Source organism: Bradyrhizobium genosp. A (assembly GCF_049949275.1).
In the GTDB taxonomy this organism is placed as follows: Bacteria; Pseudomonadota; Alphaproteobacteria; order Rhizobiales; family Xanthobacteraceae; genus Bradyrhizobium.
Map to the genome: position 1 here is coordinate 3,537,259 of NZ_CP188196.1, position 18,470 is coordinate 3,555,728.

9 protein-coding genes and 1 pseudogene are annotated in these 18,470 nt (G+C 63.7%); 9 read left to right on the forward strand and 1 reads right to left on the reverse strand.

Annotation, left to right across the window (positions count from 1 at the left end):
• The first annotated feature begins 14 nt into the window (after positions 1-14).
• The 9 genes and pseudogenes from ACP2YP_RS16245 to ACP2YP_RS16285 all read left to right on the forward strand — a co-directional run bounded on the left by ACP2YP_RS16245 (position 15) and on the right by ACP2YP_RS16285 (position 18,230).
• Entirely contained in the window at positions 15-11,099 is an 11,085-nt protein-coding gene (locus ACP2YP_RS16245; RefSeq protein ID WP_426425311.1) for a filamentous haemagglutinin family protein, read from the forward strand.
• 92 nt (positions 11,100-11,191) lie between these two features.
• Complete coding sequence (locus ACP2YP_RS16250; protein ID WP_426425313.1) at positions 11,192-11,569, forward strand: hypothetical protein; 378 nt, start codon at positions 11,192-11,194, stop codon at positions 11,567-11,569.
• A 1-nt stretch (position 11,570) separates the two neighbouring features.
• The gene (locus ACP2YP_RS16255; protein WP_426425314.1) at positions 11,571-12,317 is read left to right on the forward strand and encodes a lytic transglycosylase domain-containing protein; all 747 of its coding nucleotides are present in this window, start codon (positions 11,571-11,573) and stop codon (positions 12,315-12,317) included.
• 29 nt (positions 12,318-12,346) lie between these two features.
• Positions 12,347-12,781: a hypothetical protein gene (locus ACP2YP_RS16260; protein ID WP_426425315.1), complete on the forward strand. Its 435-nt coding sequence runs from the start codon at positions 12,347-12,349 to the stop codon at positions 12,779-12,781.
• Between the two features lie 71 nt (positions 12,782-12,852).
• Positions 12,853-13,284, forward strand: a complete 432-nt coding sequence (locus tag ACP2YP_RS16265; RefSeq protein ID WP_426426170.1) for an AAA family ATPase — start codon at positions 12,853-12,855, stop codon at positions 13,282-13,284.
• Between the two features lie 72 nt (positions 13,285-13,356).
• A complete protein-coding gene (locus ACP2YP_RS16270; protein WP_426425316.1) occupies positions 13,357-13,764 on the forward strand; it encodes a hypothetical protein in 408 nt (135 codons plus the stop codon).
• A 457-nt stretch (positions 13,765-14,221) separates the two neighbouring features.
• Positions 14,222-16,356, forward strand: a pseudogene (locus tag ACP2YP_RS16275) (type I secretion system permease/ATPase).
• A complete protein-coding gene (locus ACP2YP_RS16280; RefSeq protein WP_426425317.1) occupies positions 16,343-17,779 on the forward strand; it encodes an HlyD family type I secretion periplasmic adaptor subunit in 1,437 nt (478 codons plus the stop codon). Before ACP2YP_RS16275 ends, ACP2YP_RS16280 begins: the two are co-directional and overlap by 14 nt.
• A gap of 4 nt (positions 17,780-17,783) precedes the next feature.
• Complete coding sequence (locus ACP2YP_RS16285; protein ID WP_426425318.1) at positions 17,784-18,230, forward strand: helix-turn-helix domain-containing protein; 447 nt, start codon at positions 17,784-17,786, stop codon at positions 18,228-18,230.
• Here ACP2YP_RS16285 and ACP2YP_RS16290 read toward each other — a convergent pair.
• Positions 18,165-18,416: a hypothetical protein gene (locus tag ACP2YP_RS16290; RefSeq protein ID WP_426426490.1), complete on the reverse strand. Its 252-nt coding sequence runs from the start codon at positions 18,414-18,416 to the stop codon at positions 18,165-18,167. The genes ACP2YP_RS16285 and ACP2YP_RS16290 overlap by 66 nt on opposite strands.
• Between the last annotated feature and the right edge of the window lie 54 nt (positions 18,417-18,470).

Consider the following 18,470-nt stretch of genomic DNA (forward strand, 5'->3'; position numbering starts at 1 on the left):
CGTCAGGAAATCGCATGTCCCTTAGCCGCTCCTTTCGCCGTCGCCGCATTGCCCCACGCAACAAGCAAGTGTCGAGGCACACCGTACCGGCGCAACAGTCGCACCTGCGGCTGTCGCGTGGCGCATGGCTTGCCGGCACGAGTGTGCTCGCATTGATGATCGCCTTGCCGAGCGCGCGTGCAGTCACGGTCGGGGGAAGCAGCACCGGCGCGGTGGTGTCGGCGCCGGCGGTTGCCACGGACGCGGCGCTGGCCGCAGCCAAGCAGGCGCAACAGGCGGCCCAGAACGCCCAGCAGGCAATGGCACGCGCCACCAAGGCATTGCAGTCGCTGCAATCCGTGCAGGCCGCGGCGCGCGCGGCCGCGCAGGCGGCGCAACGCTCCACGACGCTGCCGCAGGTCGTGGTGCCGAACGGCTTGACGCCTGGCGGGCTGGTGCCAAATCCGGTCGCCGGCTGGAGCGGCGCCAACGCGCCGACACAGGCTGCTGGAACCGGCGGCCAGATCAATGTCGACGTCAACCAGACCGCGGCGAAGGCGATCCTCAACTGGAACACGTTCAATGTCGGAACCCATACCACGCTGACATTCGATCAGCACGGTAACTCCGACTGGGTCGCGCTGAACCGCGTGACCGGCAATCTTGGCCCGAGCCAGATCCTCGGCAACATCAGGGCCGACGGACAGGTGCTGGTGATCAATCAGAACGGCATCATCTTCGGCGGCGCCAGCCAGATCAACGTCGGTTCGCTGGTCGCCTCGACCCTGGGCATCACCGACCAGCAATTCCTGACTGGCATCGTCAACGCGCAACCCTATGACATCGCGCACCAGAAGATTTCCGATCCGATCTTTTCCAGCGCAGGCGCGCCGGCGGGCGACATCACGGTTGAAGCCGGCGCCGTGATACGAACCGCGCCGCCGAAATCGGTGACGACCGGGGGAGGCAGCGTTTATCTGTTCGGAAACAACGTCAGCAATAGCGGAACCATCGTCACGCCGGATGGCCAGACGGTGCTGGCCGCGGGCAGCGCCGTCTATATCACCCAAAGCACCGACCCACATGTCCGCGGCGTCGAGATCAATCTGCTCAATGGCGGGTCGGTGACCAACACCAGCCAGGGTTACATCAGCGCGCCGACCGGCAACATTTCGCTGGTCGGGATCAACGTGAAGCAGGCGGGTGTGCTGACCGCCACTACGTCGGTCGACGAAGCCGGATCGATCAACCTGATCGCCCATGACGGATCAAACTCGCTGAACATCTATACCGACAATTACACCGTCCTCACCTACTACGTGCTGCCGACCCGGCTCGGCACGGTGGAACTGTCACCCGGCAGCGTCACCGCGATCCTGCCGGAGGAGAACGGCCGCACGGCGCTCGACGGGCAACCGCAGCAGAGGTCGGCGTTCCGGGCCGAAGGCCAGACCATCAATGTGCTCGCGGGAGCCAGCATCCTGGCGCCGTCCGGTCTCGTCGGGTTGGACGCGTCCAGCGATCCCACCCAAGTCTACGTGCAGGGTCACCCGGCCGCCCGTGGGTTCTCTTTCAGTTCCGTGCCTGATGCCGGCCGCGTCTACGTCGCTGATGGCGTGACGATCGACGTCAGCGGCCTACAGGATGTTGCGACGGCGGCGTCCGCCGACGCCGTGCTGGTCAATGTGCGGGCCAACGAATTGCGCGATTCGCCGCTCAATCGCAGCGGCATCCTTTACGGCACCGACGTGTGGGTCAACGTTCACGATCTCAATCGGGTTGGCACGGATCGCGTTTATACCGCCGGCGGACTGCTTGAAGTCTCCGGCTGGCTTGGTCTGACTCCTCGCACCCTCGACCAGCGCCTGACCGCGGGCGGCTCGGTCAGCATTTTCTCCACCGGCGATGCGATCCTGCGGCCTGGCGCGTCGATCAACATCGCCGGCGGCTCGCTCGATCATCAAGCCGGTGATCTGCCGAACACGCGCCTCATCGGCTCCGATGGGCGGATCTACGACATCAACAGCGCTCTGGCCGATATGACCTATGTCGGCATCGCTGGAAGGTACACTGTAAACCATTCGCATTGGGGCATCAGCGAGACCTATTTGAGCCCGTTCGGGAGCACGCGCCATCAAGCCGCCTACATCGAGGGCAAGTCGGCCGGCACCTTCACCGTCGCCGCGCATGCGGCGGAGATCGATGCGGATGTGAATGCGACCGCCGTCAACGGGTTCTATCAGCGCACGGCCGGCAACATGGCGCAGAACGGTGGGCTGGTTGTCGGCTTCAGCAACGGCTTGGTGATCCCGGCGAATGTCGTCATCGGCGCCACGGTGACGGCGCCGGTCGATGTCTTTGCCGTCAGCAGCGTGAACGCTCAAGGCGCGCGCGATCCCGCGACATTGTTGCCGCCGGACCGGCAGCAGACACTGTTTCTGTCCGCCAAGGCCCTCGACGACGCCCGATACGGCAGCGTCACGATCACGAGCGGAAACGTCAGTCTGGTCCAGGGCTCAACCCTCGAGGTGGCCGACGGCGGAGCCATCAACCTCGCCGCCGGCGGAAACATCACCATTGGTGGCAAACTGATTGCGCATGCCGGCTCGGTGGCATTCGACGCGTCGCTCGGCAGCACGCCGAGCGATATCGTGCTCAGGCCCGGCAGCGTGATCGATGTCACCGGTCTGTGGACCAATGACGCGCTCAATCCGTCGTCGGGCGCCCCGCTGCTCTATAATGGTGGCAAGGTCACGCTCAATGCCAAGGGCAGTGTGCTGACCGCGAACGGCGCGCTGATCGACGCCTCCGGCGGCGGCTGGCTGCAAGCCAACGGCAAGCTCAAGACCGACGCCCATGGTCTGCCGGTGGGAAAAGGTGGCGACATCACAATCGTCAGCAACTATGAGGTGCAGGGCGACAGCGGCGGCGATCCGATCATCTACCCCGGCCGCGTTGTGCTGGGCGGCACGTTGCGCGCGCACGGTCTCGGTGGCGGCGGCCGCCTGACAATCGCGGCCCCCGACATTCGGATTGGCGGCAGCGATCCTGCGGACGGAACGACGCTGTGGCTCGATCCCGGCTTTTTCGCGCCGGGCGATTTCGGCCAATACCGGCTCGTCAGCTACAGGAGCCTGGCCGTCGCGCCGGGCGCCGATCTCGAACTGCACGCGCAGACCCTGGTTCCGACTGCGGCGGCGTTGAGCGCGCCCACCGGCGCGAACATCTCGGGCGTACTCGCGCTCGGCACGCCGCCTTCGTTTCAGAACGCGCCGCCGGTCAATCTGATGCTGAGCGCCGTCGATCCGCTGGCCGGCAACCTCTCGATCGGCACCGGCGCGCAGATCAACGCTGACCCGGGTGCGGTCGTGAGCCTGCATGCCAGTCATCAATTGAGCATCGACGGTGTGATCAACGCCCCGGGCGGCACGATCAATCTCGATCTCTATGGACCGGTGAGCCGGGGCTTCTATTTTCCGGCCGCACCCTACGATCCCGCGCAGACGCTGTGGATCGGGCCAAACGCCCGCTTGCTGGCAACAGGGCTGATCCAGACCTTCGCGGACGCGACGGGCCAGCCCGGCTACCGCCTCTGGAACGGCGGCAGCGTCAACATCAATCAGAATGGCACCGATCCGGCGGCCTACCCTTATGCCGGATACGAGTGGTGGGGCGATCCTTCCAATCATTACTGGGGCGACCCGTCGCTTTCGACGGCCCCGGGTGGAATGCCTGGATTCGATCCGCTGGGCACGATCGTCATGCAAGCGGGATCCGTGATCGACGTATCCGGCGCGGCCGGAGCGATCGCAGTCACCTCACGCGGCGGGATGTCGCCACAGCTTGCAACGACGCCGGTCGCGACCGACGCGGGCTCGGTCAACATTCTCGCCACGCAAGGATTGCTGCTCGATGGCACGTTGTTGGCGCATGGCGGCGGCCCGGCGTCTGCCGGCGGCAGCCTGACCATCGACCAGACCATCTGGGCGGAGCCGTACGTCATCACCACCTACCAGCAGCCGGTCGGCGAACTGATCCTCACCCAGCACATGCAATCCACGTCAGCGGGCCTCCATCTCGGCGACGCGGTTCCCGCGGCGCTGCAAGGCCAGTTGCAGGTCAGCGCCGACCAGATCGCCGGGGCGGGATTCTCCGGTATATCGCTTGGTGCCTTCGACGCCGTGATCTTCAACGGCGATGTCAATCTTTACGCGGGTCGCAGCCTCACCATCAATGCGGGCACCATCAGCGCCACGCCAGGAGCCAACGTGCAACTCACGTCGGCCTATGTCGACATCGGCGGTGGCCAGCGCAATTCCACATCGTATTATCCGGGCCTCGCTCTCCTCCGCGGCACCGCGAACCTCACGGTCAATGCCGGCCTGATCGACATCGAGGGCGTTCTTCGCAGCGGCGCGGCGTATAGCTATCAGCCGAACAGCGCCAGCCCCTACGTCGATGTGGCGCTGCCAGGTTTCGCCAACATCACCTTCGACAGCCGGGGCGATATCCGGCTGGTGCCGGCCGCACGAGCTACACTCAACACCAGCATCCTTGCGACGCTGGGCAACCTGAATTTCATCTCGGCACAAATCTATCCGACCACCAGTACGCCTGCGACGGCGCTAAACGGAGCGCCGTCCCAAAGCAGATTCCTGATCGCGGCAACCGGTGCCACGAGTGTCATCGCGATCGCGCGCAACGGCGCCGACACGCCGCCGGTTCCGCTGTCCGCGGCGGGCATCGTCCAGTTGATGGCACCGACGATCGATCAGGGCGGGGTGCTGCGTGCGCCGATGGGGCAGATCATCTTCGGAGATCCAACAAATCCCGCCACCGCGGCCCACATCAATCTACTCCCGGGCAGCATCACCTCGGTATCCGCCGACGGGGCGCTGATTCCCTTTGGTTCGCCGCTCGGCAACAATCTCTACATCTACGGTTATGATCAATACAGCCCCGGCACACCGAACGCCCTGGTGGTTCCGCCGGAGAAGCTGATTTCGTTCTACGGACAGTCGGTGAACGTGGCGGGCGCGGCGAACGGCAAGGCCAAGGCCAAGATCGACGAGTCCGGGGGCGGCGATCTCTACGGCTATCAATTCGTCAGCGGCGCCGGCGGATCGGTCGACACGCTGAACGGCGTCAACACCTTCGCGATCCTGCCGAGCCTCGGTTCCGCCTACGCGCCGCGCTCGCCTCTGATCGCCTCCAGCAACGGCGATCCCGGCGTGGTCGCGCCCAACGTCAATCTGAAGGTGGGCGACCAGGTTTATCTGAGCGGAGTAGCCGGGCTGGCTGCCGGCTACTACACGCTGCTGCCGGGGCATTACGCGCTGCTGCCGGGGGGCTTCGAAGTCACCATCGCCGCGTCGAACCTTGCGCCCTCTCAGGTCGCTGCCAATCAGGCACTGCCGAACGGCGCGTATTATGTCTCCGGCTATCGCGCGGTGGCGAACACGGCGATCCGCGACGCGCTGGCCTCGACCTTCATCGTGACGCCCGGGGCGGTGGTGCGGCAGCAATCGCAGTATTCCGAAACCACGGTGACGAAGTTCTTCCAGTCGCAGGCGACCGCAGCCAATACCGCCGCACCGCGCCTCCCGGTCGATGCCGGCCGACTCGTGCTCAACGCGCTGACCGCGATTACCTTCGAGGGCGAGAGCGACTTTTCGTACGGTCGCGGCGGTCGGGGCGGTCAGGTCGACATTACCGGCAGCAACCTGGAAGTCATCGGCAGCGGCGATGTCGCGACCGCCGGTTTCATCGGGATCTCCGACGCCCTCATCAACAATATCGGCGCGCAAAGCGTTTTGATCGGCGGGGTGCGCCGGATTCCGGACCTGTACCCGAACCAGATCTTGATCACGCAGCAAGCCGGCAACGTCGAGATCGGCGCGCATGCGGTGCTGGCGGCGCCCGAAATCATGCTGCGGGCCACCGGCACATTGACGCTCGATCCCGGCGCGGTGATCGACACCACGCAAGCCGGCGCGCTTCCCGACGCGTTCCCGACCGATCCGAAGAGCGGGCAATCGCTCGGCTCGATCGTGCTGACCGACGGCGCCTTCCTGATGGCGTCGAACGCGCCAACGCCGGTGCGGGTCAATTTGACGTCCTCCTCACAGCCAGCCCCGAGCCGCCTGGTTATCGGCGCGGGCGCGCGGGTGGATGCCGGAAGCAGCCTCACTTTGGCCAACACGTCGAATTTCAGCCTCGATAGCACTGCGGCCTTTGGGGCTGCTTCGATCACCGTCGCGGCGCCCATCATCAATATCGGCGGCCAAAGCACCAGCGGCATTACGTTCACGCCCGCGCTGCTGGGGGCGCTGACCCATGGCGATCCCTCCCGCGGCATCGCTCCCGCCACATCGCTGACGCTAAGCGCCGGGCAGGCGGTGAATGTCTACGGATCCGGCGTGCTCGGCACGATCAATCCGGCCACCGGCCGGCCGTCGCTCGCCAGATTGACGCTTGCCGCTCCGGTGATCCAGGGTTTCGGCGCCGCAGGCGACACCGCCAGCATTACCGCGGGGCAATTGACGCTCACCGGGGCCGCCACGGCGGTCGCCGCCGCAGGTTCAGGCCAGGGCTTGCTTGCGTTGAATGCAACGGAGCTCACCCTGGGCGCGGGCAGTCTCAACTTCGGCGGCTTTTCCAGCGTGATGCTCAACGCGTCGAACCGGTTGATCGGCAACGGCATCGGCATCTACGGCGCGACAGGCGCCGTCACGATCAGCACACCGCTGGTGACGGCAAATGCCGGAGCCGACACCAGCCTGAACGCAACCGGGGCGGTTGCGTTCCTGGGATTGCCGATGCCGGCGGTGGCCGCGATCGCCCAGGTGCAGTCGATCGGGGCGCATCTGACCGTGAATGCGACGACGATCACCCAGGCGACGGACATCTCGTTGCCGTCGGGCATCATCACGTTGAACGGCGCATCGGGCGTGACGCTGGCGGCGGGATCTGTCACCGATGTCTCGGGCGCAGTCGTGCCATTCTTTGACGTGGTGCGCATCGCGCCCGGGGGCACCGTCAATCTGCAATCGCAGACCGGCAACGTCGCGATCGCGGCCGGCGCATTGGTCGACCTCAGCGGCGGTGATCTTTCCAGGCTTGATCGGACCAGGACCCCCGTGGTCGACCTTATCGATTCCAGCAAGGGAGGCGACGCCGGCTCGCTCAACATCATCGCGACCAGCGGCACCACGCAACTCGACGGCGCCTTCAATGTCGCCGCGGTCGCGGGCTACAAGGGGGCGCAGGTCTCCATGAACCTCGCCTCGGGCGATGCCGGGGCGCTGCTGACCGCGGTGCGGGGATTCAGCGAGAAGCAGGCGCTGACGCTCGCCGCCGGCGATATCGGTGTCGGCAACATCACGGCCCATAATGTCGAGCTCGCGACCTCGACCGGCAGCATCACCGTCAGCGGCACCATCGACGCGAGCGGGCCGGATGGCGGCTCCATCCGCCTCAACGCCGGCCATAATCTTATGGTCCGGGGGATGCTGAAGGCGAGCGCCAACGCGGCCGCCGGCGATGCCGGCAATGTGTTCCTCGGCATCGCCAGCAACAGCGCGGGCACGCTGACGCTCGCTGCCGGTTCGTCAATCGATGTCACCGGGGGCAGCTTCAATGTCGCCCAGAATGGCGGCAAGGTTTGGCTGCGCGCGCCCCGCACGAATATCGGCGGTGTAGCGGGTGTCGCGATCAGCGACGCCGGCGTCACGGTGCTCGGCGCCCGCGAGATCGATGCCGAGGCGGTGAGGGTATACGACATCACCGCCAATCCATATGTCGATCAGGCAATCCCCGTGGCCGACGCCGATGCGCAGGCCTACATGAACAATGCGTCAGGCATCAAGGCTGCCATCGGCGCGATCGCGAGCAACGCCAGCTTCCATCTGATGCCGGGGATTGAACTACAGAGCTCGGGCGATATGACGTTGCTGCAAAGTCCGTCGAGCATCAACACCGGCATCGATCTGCATGTCTACCGCTACTACGGCGGCGAACCGATGGTCGGGCAGGGTGGGCCGATGGTGCTCACGCTGCGCGCGGCCGGCAATATCCTGTTCAACGGCAGCCTGAGCGACGGCTTCGACGCGCCGGTGACGACTCCAGACGGAAATATCTTCGTGCTCGCCCCGCTGCTGCCGCGAGGCACGCGCTCGGCGACGCTGCGGGTGGTCGCCGGCGCGAACCTCGCTGCCGCCGATCCGGATGGCGTCATCGCCAGCAATCTTCTGCCCGCCAATACCGGCTCGATCCAGTTCAACGACCCGCACCTCGACGTGGGCGGCATTCTGATCCCGAGCGTATTGCGCACCGGCACGGGCGATCTCGACGTCGTCGCGGCGCGCGACGTCACGCTCGCGACGCCGTTTGGCATTTATACCGCGGGCACGCCGTCCTCGGACGTGGCGGGATTCACCTCTCCCACAAGAGTGCCCTACAACTCGCTGGTCGCCGACTATATGGGAGTCCCTTACAACTATCTCGGCTACTATGTGGACCCCAACACATACCAGATCACGAACTGGGATACGCTCTACCTCGCGCCGAACTCGAGCGGGCTCTATCCGAGCTATCCGGAAAAGGGCGGCAATCTGAAGGTTCTGGTCCAAGGCAATCTGACGAGCGCCCAGGTCACGATACCCGATGCCAACGGCACGGGGACGGCTTATGCCGGCAGCGCGTCGGATGCGTTCTGGCTTTGGACCCAGACGTCCGGTCCAGGCGTCGCCAACGGCACCTCGTTCATCAATTTTGGAACCTACTATCCGGCTCCGGATCTCTTCAATTATGTAGACCAGGCGCCCCACGTTGCGGCCTATCGCGGCATGGGGGCCTTGGGCGGCGGCAATGTCAGCGTCAGCGTCGGCGGTAATCTGTCCAACGTCGACATCAGCGCGCCGGCGACATTGCGCGCGCCCGCCAGTGCGACCAGCCTGCAGGATGTCGTCGCCACCACGGGCGGCGAGACCGGCGGCGGAAATCTGCTGCTGACGGTCGGTGGCGCATTGGATAACAGCAACATCGATGCCGGCCGCTTTGCCGGCACGGTGCGGGCGACGATGATCGGCACGACCGCGGTCGTGAACTTGATGGTCGGCGACGCGCAAGTGTCTGCCGTCGCCGACAGGTCGCTCAACCTGTTGGTTGGCGATCCGACCCGTTCGGTCGTTCAGACCGGCAGATTTCCGCCGATCGGCCTGGAGAATTGCGGACTCGATTGCACCACACAGTTCAACCTGGCGCTTCCTTACGGCTATTTCTCCAGCTTCACGGCGAACACCGCCTTCAACGTGCTGGCGCTGAGCGGCGACGTGAGCCTCGGGGGCGATTACGTTCCCGCCATCACGGACGTCGTGGCGGCCACCGGTTCGATCTCGACCCCGCTGCACGGCGTTTCGCCCCTCCTTATCGCGCTGCCGGCACCGACGGCGCAGATCAACCTGCTCGCGGGCGTCGACATCAAGAACACCGGCATCAGCATGACCGGGATCGTGCCGATGGAGAGCGTGGCGCCGTTTTACTATTCCTATGCCGCAACGATCGTCAATTTCGCCGATCAGGCGGCGACGGCATCTGCATCGAACCTGCTACAACCGGACGACGCACGGACGGTTCATGTCTACGCGCTTGGCAGCGTAACCAACGTTACGCTCGCGACATCCAAGCGCACCGATGTCCGTGCCGGGCTCGACATTCTTTACCCGGCGTTCGAATTGCAGAACAATCTCGCGACCGACGTCTCTCTCTTGCAGGCCGGCCGTGACATGTCGAGCTGCCTGACGGCGACGAGTTGCAGGGGGTTCAACGTCCGCATCGCCGGTCCTGGCAATCTCGATGTGATCGCCGGCCGCAATATCACGATCCAGACGCCCACGCCCAATTCCACGCCGGGGATCGGGATATCCAGCATCGGCAATCTGGATAACGTGCTGCTGCCGGCCACCGGCGCATCGATCAACGTGGCGGTCGGTGTCGGCAAGGACGGCCCGAACCTCGTGGCTTTCATTTCGACCTATCTCGACCCGGCCAACGCCGCCGGCGTGCTCCAGAACCATACCGGCGATCTCGTCGATTACATGCGCCAGCGCGAGCAGAACCCGGCGCTGACCGCCGCCCAGGCGCTGGCTGACTTCCGCGCGCTGTCGCCGAACGAGCAGCTGCCGTTCGTCGAGCAGGTCTATTTCGCCGAACTCAAGGCCGGCGGCGAGGCGGCCGCGAACGGTCAGGGCGCCGGCGGCAAGGGTTATGACCGTGCCTACAAGGCAATCCAGACCCTGTTCCCCGGCAGCACGATCGGTACGCCGACCACAGCCTATCGGGGTGATCTGTCGCTCTATCAGCTTGCCCGCATCCGCACCGAAGCGGGCGGTGGCATCAACATTCTGGCCCCGGGCGGAAGCGTGACGCTCGGCATCGAGAACCAGACTCCGGATCTCAACGGCCAGATCGACACGGCGAGGCCGGGTCTCTTGACCCTGCGCGGTGGCAGCATCAACACCTATACCGACCGCGACGTGATCGTGGCGCAATCGCGCACGTTCACCGAACTCGGTGGTGACATTTTGATGTTCTCGACCAACGGCGATCTCAACGCCGGCAAGGGCAAAAAGACATCGCTTGTGACCTCGCCGCCGCAGTTCACGCTCGATTCCTACGGCAATGTCACCAAGGCGCCGGTCACACCGCAAACCGGAGCAGGCATCGCGACATTGATCGGCGTGCCGGGCGTGCAACCTGGCAACGTTGACCTGTTCGCGCCGCACGGCACCATCGACGCGGGTGACGCCGGCATCCGCGTGTCTGGCAACGTGACGCTGGCGGCGCTGCAGATTGTCAACGCCAGTAACATTCAGGTTCAGGGTGCCTCGGTCGGCATCCCGACCGTTCAGGGACCTCCCGTGGGAGCGCTGACGACCGCGTCCAATACGACCGCGGCCAGTCAGCAGACAGGATTGCCTCAGCAAAACAACAACGATCGGCCTTCGATTCTCATCGTTGAAATCGAAGGCTACGGTGGCGACTCGTCAGACAACAGCGTCAGTCCTCTAAAGGGGGACACCGATTCTTCGAAGACGAATGACGGCAAACCGAAAAGATGAGTGGCCCTGATCTGTTTAAACGTTTCTTTCGCTCGCTTGGCGCCGCAGGGGGCCTGTTTGGTGCAGCTTTCGGCCTCTCGACCTCCTGCGCAATGGCGCAGCAGACGGAGTATCGGCCCGCATCCGCGGCGCCCGCGGCGTGGCAGGCATTTGCCAAACTCCTGCTAGGCGAGTTCGAGCATCGGCTTGCAGGCGACGACGAAGAAGCCCGCAAGTTTCGGGACTACATGATGAAACGAGACGGCGGACCGGAAGCATCTGCGCAGCGGGTCATCGCGCGGACCTGGATACGACCGGACGGCAGGATTGAGCGCATCGAATTTGACGGTCTCGACGACAGCGCGATCGCGGCCACTCTGCGCGCGCTGCTCGGTCGCGGCGATGTTGGCGTGCCGCCGGCGGATATGCTCCAGCCCTTGCGCCTGCGGCTCTCGCCGCGGCCGAAGGAACAGCCGGCGGGGGACAAGTAGGATGGCGAGGCAGAAGCTGCAGCGGCGACGTCGCACCTGGTTGCCGTCGAGCCTCGCATTCGCTGCCATTGGTGCTGCGTGGGGCGTTGCCTTGCCGGAGCCGGCAGCGGCGCAATCGCCGCCGGTGTCAGTCTCGGCCGTCACCGACACGGCGAGCGTCGAAACGCCGGGGCAGAAACGAGATGCACGAGCTTCGCCGGGGGGCGACGCACGTGCGGACTATCGCAGTCTGATTGCGAACGAAGCTGCGCGGACCGGGCTTGCGCCCGAGATTGCCGAAGCCGTGATGGCGGTGGAGAGCGGCTATAATCCTGCTGCGATCGGCGGCGTCGGCGAGATCGGCCTGATGCAGATCCTGCCCTCAACCGCGCGCATGCTGGGGTTCAGCGGAACGAATGCCGATCTCGCCGTACCCACCACCAACATCCATTACGGCGTCACCTATCTGGCACAGGCTTGGCGGCTGGCGCGCGGTGATCTCTGCACGGCCGTGATGAAGTATCGGGCCGGCCACGGCGAGACGCGGTTTTCCTATCTATCTGTCAATTATTGCCTCGCGGTGCGCGCCAAGCTCGCGGCCCGCGGCTTTCGGGTGACCGGAGACGTTCCTGTTGCCAGCTTCGGCGAGCCCGGAGGAAGCGTGTGCCGGCGCCGGTGCCTGGGCTCTCCATCGATCGGACACGTTAACCTGGCCGCGCTCAACACCAGGCTGAGCGCGCTCGTAATGCAGGTGAGGGCCGCGCGCTGATGATGTCCGATGCAGTTCGGAGAGCAAGAGTGGGGATTCTTGTGCGAACGGCGATCGTCATTGCGACGGGCGGGATGCTGTCGGCAGTGATGCCAGATCACGCCGATGCCCAAACCACGCTGCCTCCGATCACGGTTGAGCCGGCTCCGCCGAGGGGCAACGCTCCCAAGGACCAGGGCAGCGCGGCCGCGAGAGGCAGCGATCTGAAAGACCAGGGCGGCGCGGCCGCGAAAGGCAACGATGGCCGCACGCTGGAGCGCCTCAACCGGCAACTCAAGCGCAAGGTCGACGAAGCCAATCCGATCGGAAACATTCCGCCGCTCGATGCGAACTCGCCTGACACCAAGACCGGTGTGGTGAACATTCCGGGCGTGCAGCAGCAATACGGCAAGAACTTCGGCAACTCGGTCATACCGTACCGCCCGACGACCGTTTACACGCCCCCGCTCGGAGGGCGTCGATAACGAGCTCAGCGTTAATCACGGGCCAGTCCTGCAATCGCAAGGACATTGTTGTGTACCGTAAGATCTTGATCATGGGGCTGCCAGGAACGGGAAAGACGACGCTGGCGAAGGCGTTGGCGCCACGCCTCAACGCGGTTCATTTCAACGCGGACGAGGTTCGTGCGAACGTCAACAAGGACCTTGGATTGGCCGTTTCCAGCGAAGGGACGGATGAAGACCATCAAGGTTGCGGGTCGAGTTCGAACCAGCGGAGCGGCCACCGCGAACGCGGCCGCGGTGCAGGGTCTCGGCATTGCCGTGGGGCCGCTGTGGCAAGTCCGGTCATTAGTCGAGCGCGGCGATGTCGAGTTGTACCTCACGCGCTTCGAGCCGTCGCCCGTGCTGATTCATGCCGGTTGGCCTGCGAGGGAATGTGGCGCGCAGATTGGGCCGCGGCTTGCGACGGCAGATCAACGACGTTGGTGTTGCGCTTCACGGCCAGAGCTTCAAACAACGGGACGTAAGCGACAACCTCGGGAAAACCGGGCGGAGCGGAGCTGGTATTCTGCGAGGCAAAATGCGCGGACAATCCCGAATTGTGGAGCCTGGAAAAGCCTCCCAAGGGAGAGAAGAACCTTCCGTCTCTCCCACGTTCCACGGCCATGATAGCTCAAATCAGGAAGTACGAGCAGTTCATTCAGGCCAAGGAGAACCGGCAAAGCCTGATTGATGCCTACGTCAGCGTCTGCAGGAATCTGGTGGAGATCAGCGGCCAAAGCCCGGCCAGGCGGGTCGATGACCTCGTCAGGCAGGTTGCAGAGGGGAAACTGAAGCTATCGATCCACCCTCACGTTTTTCTCCTGATCTACGATTTCGGCCAGGACGAGAAGGACGGCCGGATCAAGAACAAGCGGCAGGAGTTGCGCGATCAAGGGGTGAGGACCATCGCCAAGGGCAAGCCCGACGACTTCCAGTTGGCGAATGACATATTGCGGGTGAGATGAAGGAATGGACTAGCTCGAGGCGGCTTCGTCGCACGCTGCGATCCGACCAAAATCGAAGATGCGCTAACGAACTGGTGTCGTGTCTGCATCTTCTTGTGTGCAGATTCTGTGTCGCGCAAGATACAGCGCAGCCGGGCAACGCCATAGGCGCCTGACGGCTCCCATCATATAGCGTATGCGTTACCGTGAAGACGGCCGCAATATACACGGAAGTGGTGGGGCCGGAAGAGCGCGCGTTTGCCGCGAAGATGTGTAAGGCGCGTTCTTTCCGCCTAAATCTCGATCACCAATTGTGGACGCGCGAGTGCCGCTTCGCTGACGTGTCATACGACGCGCGTCACTCGTTTTTCGTGCAGCACCTCGTCATTAAAACTTTCACGCGCTGTCATGGAACCTTCACGTAAATTGTTTCAGAGTGTTTCTACAATTTTAACGTTTATTGCTGGTTGCGTTGGGAATGTCGTCTGCCTCGGTTGAAGATGTAGATTCGGGGCTGGCGTGCCTTGTTCTGCTATTACGGTTCTTGGGCATCCCTGCCGATGCCGATCAGCTTCGCCATCGATGGGTGGCGCCGCTTGCGGCGCGACGGAGATTTTGCGTTGCGCAAAGGAGCTTGGGCTCAAGGCGCGCGTCGTCGCAAAGAATTGGCCGCAACTCGAAAAAGCCGCTCTGCCGGCCATCGCAGAGAACAAGGATGGCTCGTTTTCCATTCTGGCCAGGCTCGCCGACGGCAAGGTGCTCGTGCATGATCCCGTCAGCGGGCGGCCAATCCTGACGACGAGAGAAGAGTTTGAGGCCACGTGGAGCGGTCGCCTTGTGCTCATGACGCGCCGGGCGTCGCTGGGAGAGTTGGTCCGCAAGTTCGACGTCGGCTGGTTCTTGCAGGCGATGCACAAATATCGTGGCCTGCTGACAGAGGTGTTTGTCGCCTCCTTCTGTCTTCAGATCTATGCCCTGATCACGCCATTGTTCTTCCAGGTGGTCATTGACAAGGTGCTCGTGCATCGCGGGCTTACCACGCTCGATGTCCTGGTTTTTGGTCTGGTTGCGGTCTCGATTTTTGAGACGCTACTGAGCGCGCTACGCACTCACATCTTTGCACACACCACCAACAGAATCGACGTCGAGCTCGGGGCGCGACTCTATCGCCACCTCATGGCGCTGCCGATCATGTATTTCGGTGCTCGGCGGGTGGGGGACTCCGTTGCCAGAGTGCGTGAACTGGAGAACATCCGCAACTTCCTGACCGGCTCGGCGCTGACGCTGGTGATCGATCTGTTCTTCACCATCGTGTTTCTCGCGGTGATGTTCTACTACTCGCCGGTGCTGACCTGGATCGTAATCGGGTCATTTCCCGCCTATGTGGCGATCTCCGTTGGCGTGACACCGCTGTTTCGCGCGCGATTGGATGAGAAGTTCAACCGCGGCGCGGAGAACCAGGCCTTCCTCGTCGAAAGTGTCACCGGCGTCGAGACGCTCAAAGCCATGGCGGTTGAGCCGCAGATGCAGCGGCGCTGGGAGGAGCAGCTTGCCGGCTATGTCGGGGCGAGTTTTCGCGTGCTGACGCTCGGCAATTGGGCGAGCCACGGCGTGCAGCTTGTCAGCAAGATCGTGACCGCGTTGACGCTCTATTTCGGTGCTCGGCTGGTCATCGACGGCAACCTGACCGTTGGCGAGCTGGTCGCCTTCAACATGTTGTCCGGGCGTGTGGCACAGCCGGTGCTCAGGCTCGCGCAGCTCTGGCAGGATTTCCATCAGGCGCGTCTGTCGATCGCGCGATTGGGTGACATCCTCAACGCCGTTCCGGAGCCGGCGAACCAGCCCGGCCGCGCCGCGCTGCCTGCGATCCGTGGCGCCATCACGTTCGATCACGTCACCTTCCGCTATCGGCTCGACGGGCCAGAGACCCTGCATGCGGTCAATCTGCAGGTTCCACCCGGCCAGGTGATCGGCATCGTCGGCCCGTCCGGCTCCGGCAAGTCGACCCTGACCAAGCTGGTGCAGCGGCTCTACGTGCCGGAAAGCGGACGCATTCTTGTCGACGGCGTCGATCTGTCGGTCGTCGATGTCGCCTGGCTGCGGCGCCAGATTGGCGTTGTTTTGCAGGAGAACATGCTGTTCAACCGCTCCATCCGCGACAACATCGCGCTTACCGATCCCGCGATGACCATGGAGCGCGTCATCGCCGCCGCCGAGCTTGGCGGCGCGCATGAATTCATCCTGGAACTGCCGCAAGGCTATGACACCATGGTCGGCGAGCGCGGCGCGAGCCTCTCCGGCGGTCAACGCCAGCGCATCGCGATTGCGCGCGCACTCGTCACCAATCCCCGCATCCTCATCTTCGACGAGGCGACTTCAGCTCTCGACTATGAAAGCGAGCGCATCATCCAGGACAACATGCGCAAGATCTCGCAGGGACGCACCGTGCTGATTATCGCCCACCGGCTTTCGACGGTCAGGCGCGCCGATCGCATCTTGACCTTGGAGCGAGGGCGTCTCGTCGAGGACGGCAGCCACGACGAGCTCGTGCGTCGCAACGGTCGTTATGCCAACCTTCACCGGTTGCAGGCAGGGCTCCATGAAGCCGGCTGAACCGAATTCCGCCAAGGTCGTTCCGCTGCGCCGCGGCCGCGACGACCTCGAATTCCTGCCAGCCGCGCTGGAGATCGTGGAGACGCCGGCGTCGCCATTGCCGCGGGCAGTCGCGGCTTCGCTTGCCGGCTTTCTCGTGATCGCGGTCGGTTGGGCCTGCATCGGCCACATCGACATCATCGCGACCGCGCAGGGCAAGGTGGTGCCGACCGGCCGGGTCAAGGTCATTCAGCCATTGGAATCCGGCATCGTGTCCGCGATTCATGTCAACGATGGCGACAGGGTCACCGAAGGGCAGGTCCTGATCGAAATGGATCAGACCACCAGCCGTGCCGACCGTGACCGTGCCCAGTACGATCTAATGCGCGCGAGGCTTGATGCCGCCAGGCTGTCTGCCTTGCGCGCGGGCCTCAACAACGGCTACGCGCCGGTCGACTTCACGCCGCCGCCCGGCGCGCCAGCCTACGAAGTGGCGCGCACCGAGGCGACGATGGCGGCGCAAGCCGAACAGCAGGTTGCCAAGATCGCCGCCCTCGATCAGCAGATTGCGCAGAAGGACGCCGAGGCCGACAGCATCAGCGCCGCAATCGACAAGCTCGAAGCCGGGCTGCCGTATCTGGCCGACACAGCCGACATCCGCAAAAAGGCGATGCAGATCGAGTACGGCAACCGGATCGCCCATCTCGATGCGCAGTTTCGCCTCAGCGATCAGAACCATGAACTGATCACGCAGCGCCGGCATGCCGTCGAAATCCAGGCCGCGCGCAAGGCCCTGGAGGCGAGCCGCGAGCAGACCCGCGCAGAATATGCGCGGGGCATCGTCACCGATCTCGCCGAAGCCGAGCAGAAGGCTGCGCAAACGGCGCAGGATCTGATCAAGGCCGAGAAGAAGATGCAGGACCAGATCCTGCACGCCCCGATGGACGGCACCGTGCAGCAGCTCGCCATCCATACCGTGGGAGGCGTGGCGACACCGGCTCAGGCGTTGATGGTCGTGGTCCCGGCCGACGCGAACATCGAGGTTGAGGCCATGGTGCTCAACAACGACATCGGCTTCGTCCATGACGGCGATCCGGTCGAAATCAAGGTGGATACGTTCAACTTCACTAAGTACGGCCTCTTGCACGGCAAGGTCGTCAGCGTCTCAAGGGACGCCATCGCGCGCGACAAAGCGACTGCGCAGGCGGACGCGCAGCGCCAGTCAGGCCAGACCGCGCGCTCGAGCGAACCGCCGGGACAGGAATTACTTTATTCAGCGCGCGTCGCCCTCGACGAAACCAGAATGCAGGTCGAAGACCGTATGGTCGACCTCGCGCCGGGCATGGCGGTGACGGCGGAGATCAAGACCGGACAGCGCCGCATCATCGAATACCTGCTGTCGCCATTGTTGCGGTACAAGCAGGAGAGTTTGAGGGAGAGATAAGCCGGTGATCGAAATATCTGCTTCAGGATCCTGTCGGACGGTCAGGCGGCTCGATGGAAAACAATCGGAGTATCTCGTAAAATTCATCGACAAAAACATTCGCGGCGATCTGTCCGTAGCGCGCTTGTCGTCCGAATTGGGGATAAGCCTCTCCCATTTCAGCCGTCGGTTCAAGGAAACCTTGGGAGTATCGCCGCATGCCTTTGTCGCAAATCGCAGAGTGCTGACGGCCGCGCGACTGTTGACCGAAACAGAGGTCTCCTTGGAAGAGATCGCAGAACATGTCGGCTTTTCGAGTTTGGGACACTTCAGAAGCCGATTTCGCCAATGCCTCGGCTGCAGTCCTTCGGAATTTCGGATATCTATCCCAAACAAGGCGACTTCCTCAATCTTTGAAAAGGCGAACCAATGGCGAGCGACGCTTGATCTCGCCATCAACCCGCCGGGTTAGATTGAGCGTGAGCAGTCCGTCAGTTCGTTCATCAGTAGCCTCGAAAGCAAGAATCGCAGGAATCGGACTGTTCAAATGAGTCTGGATACTGTTGAGATCGGAAATGCGAGAACGGTAGATGGTCTTCGACAAAGTAGAGATGTCGGCCGATGAAGCCTTGGCCACGAGAAGTTCTTGAACTGGCATATTGGGCTCCGCTGGCCATTCTTGTCCTGATGTTACTCGGGACGGCCGCGCTCA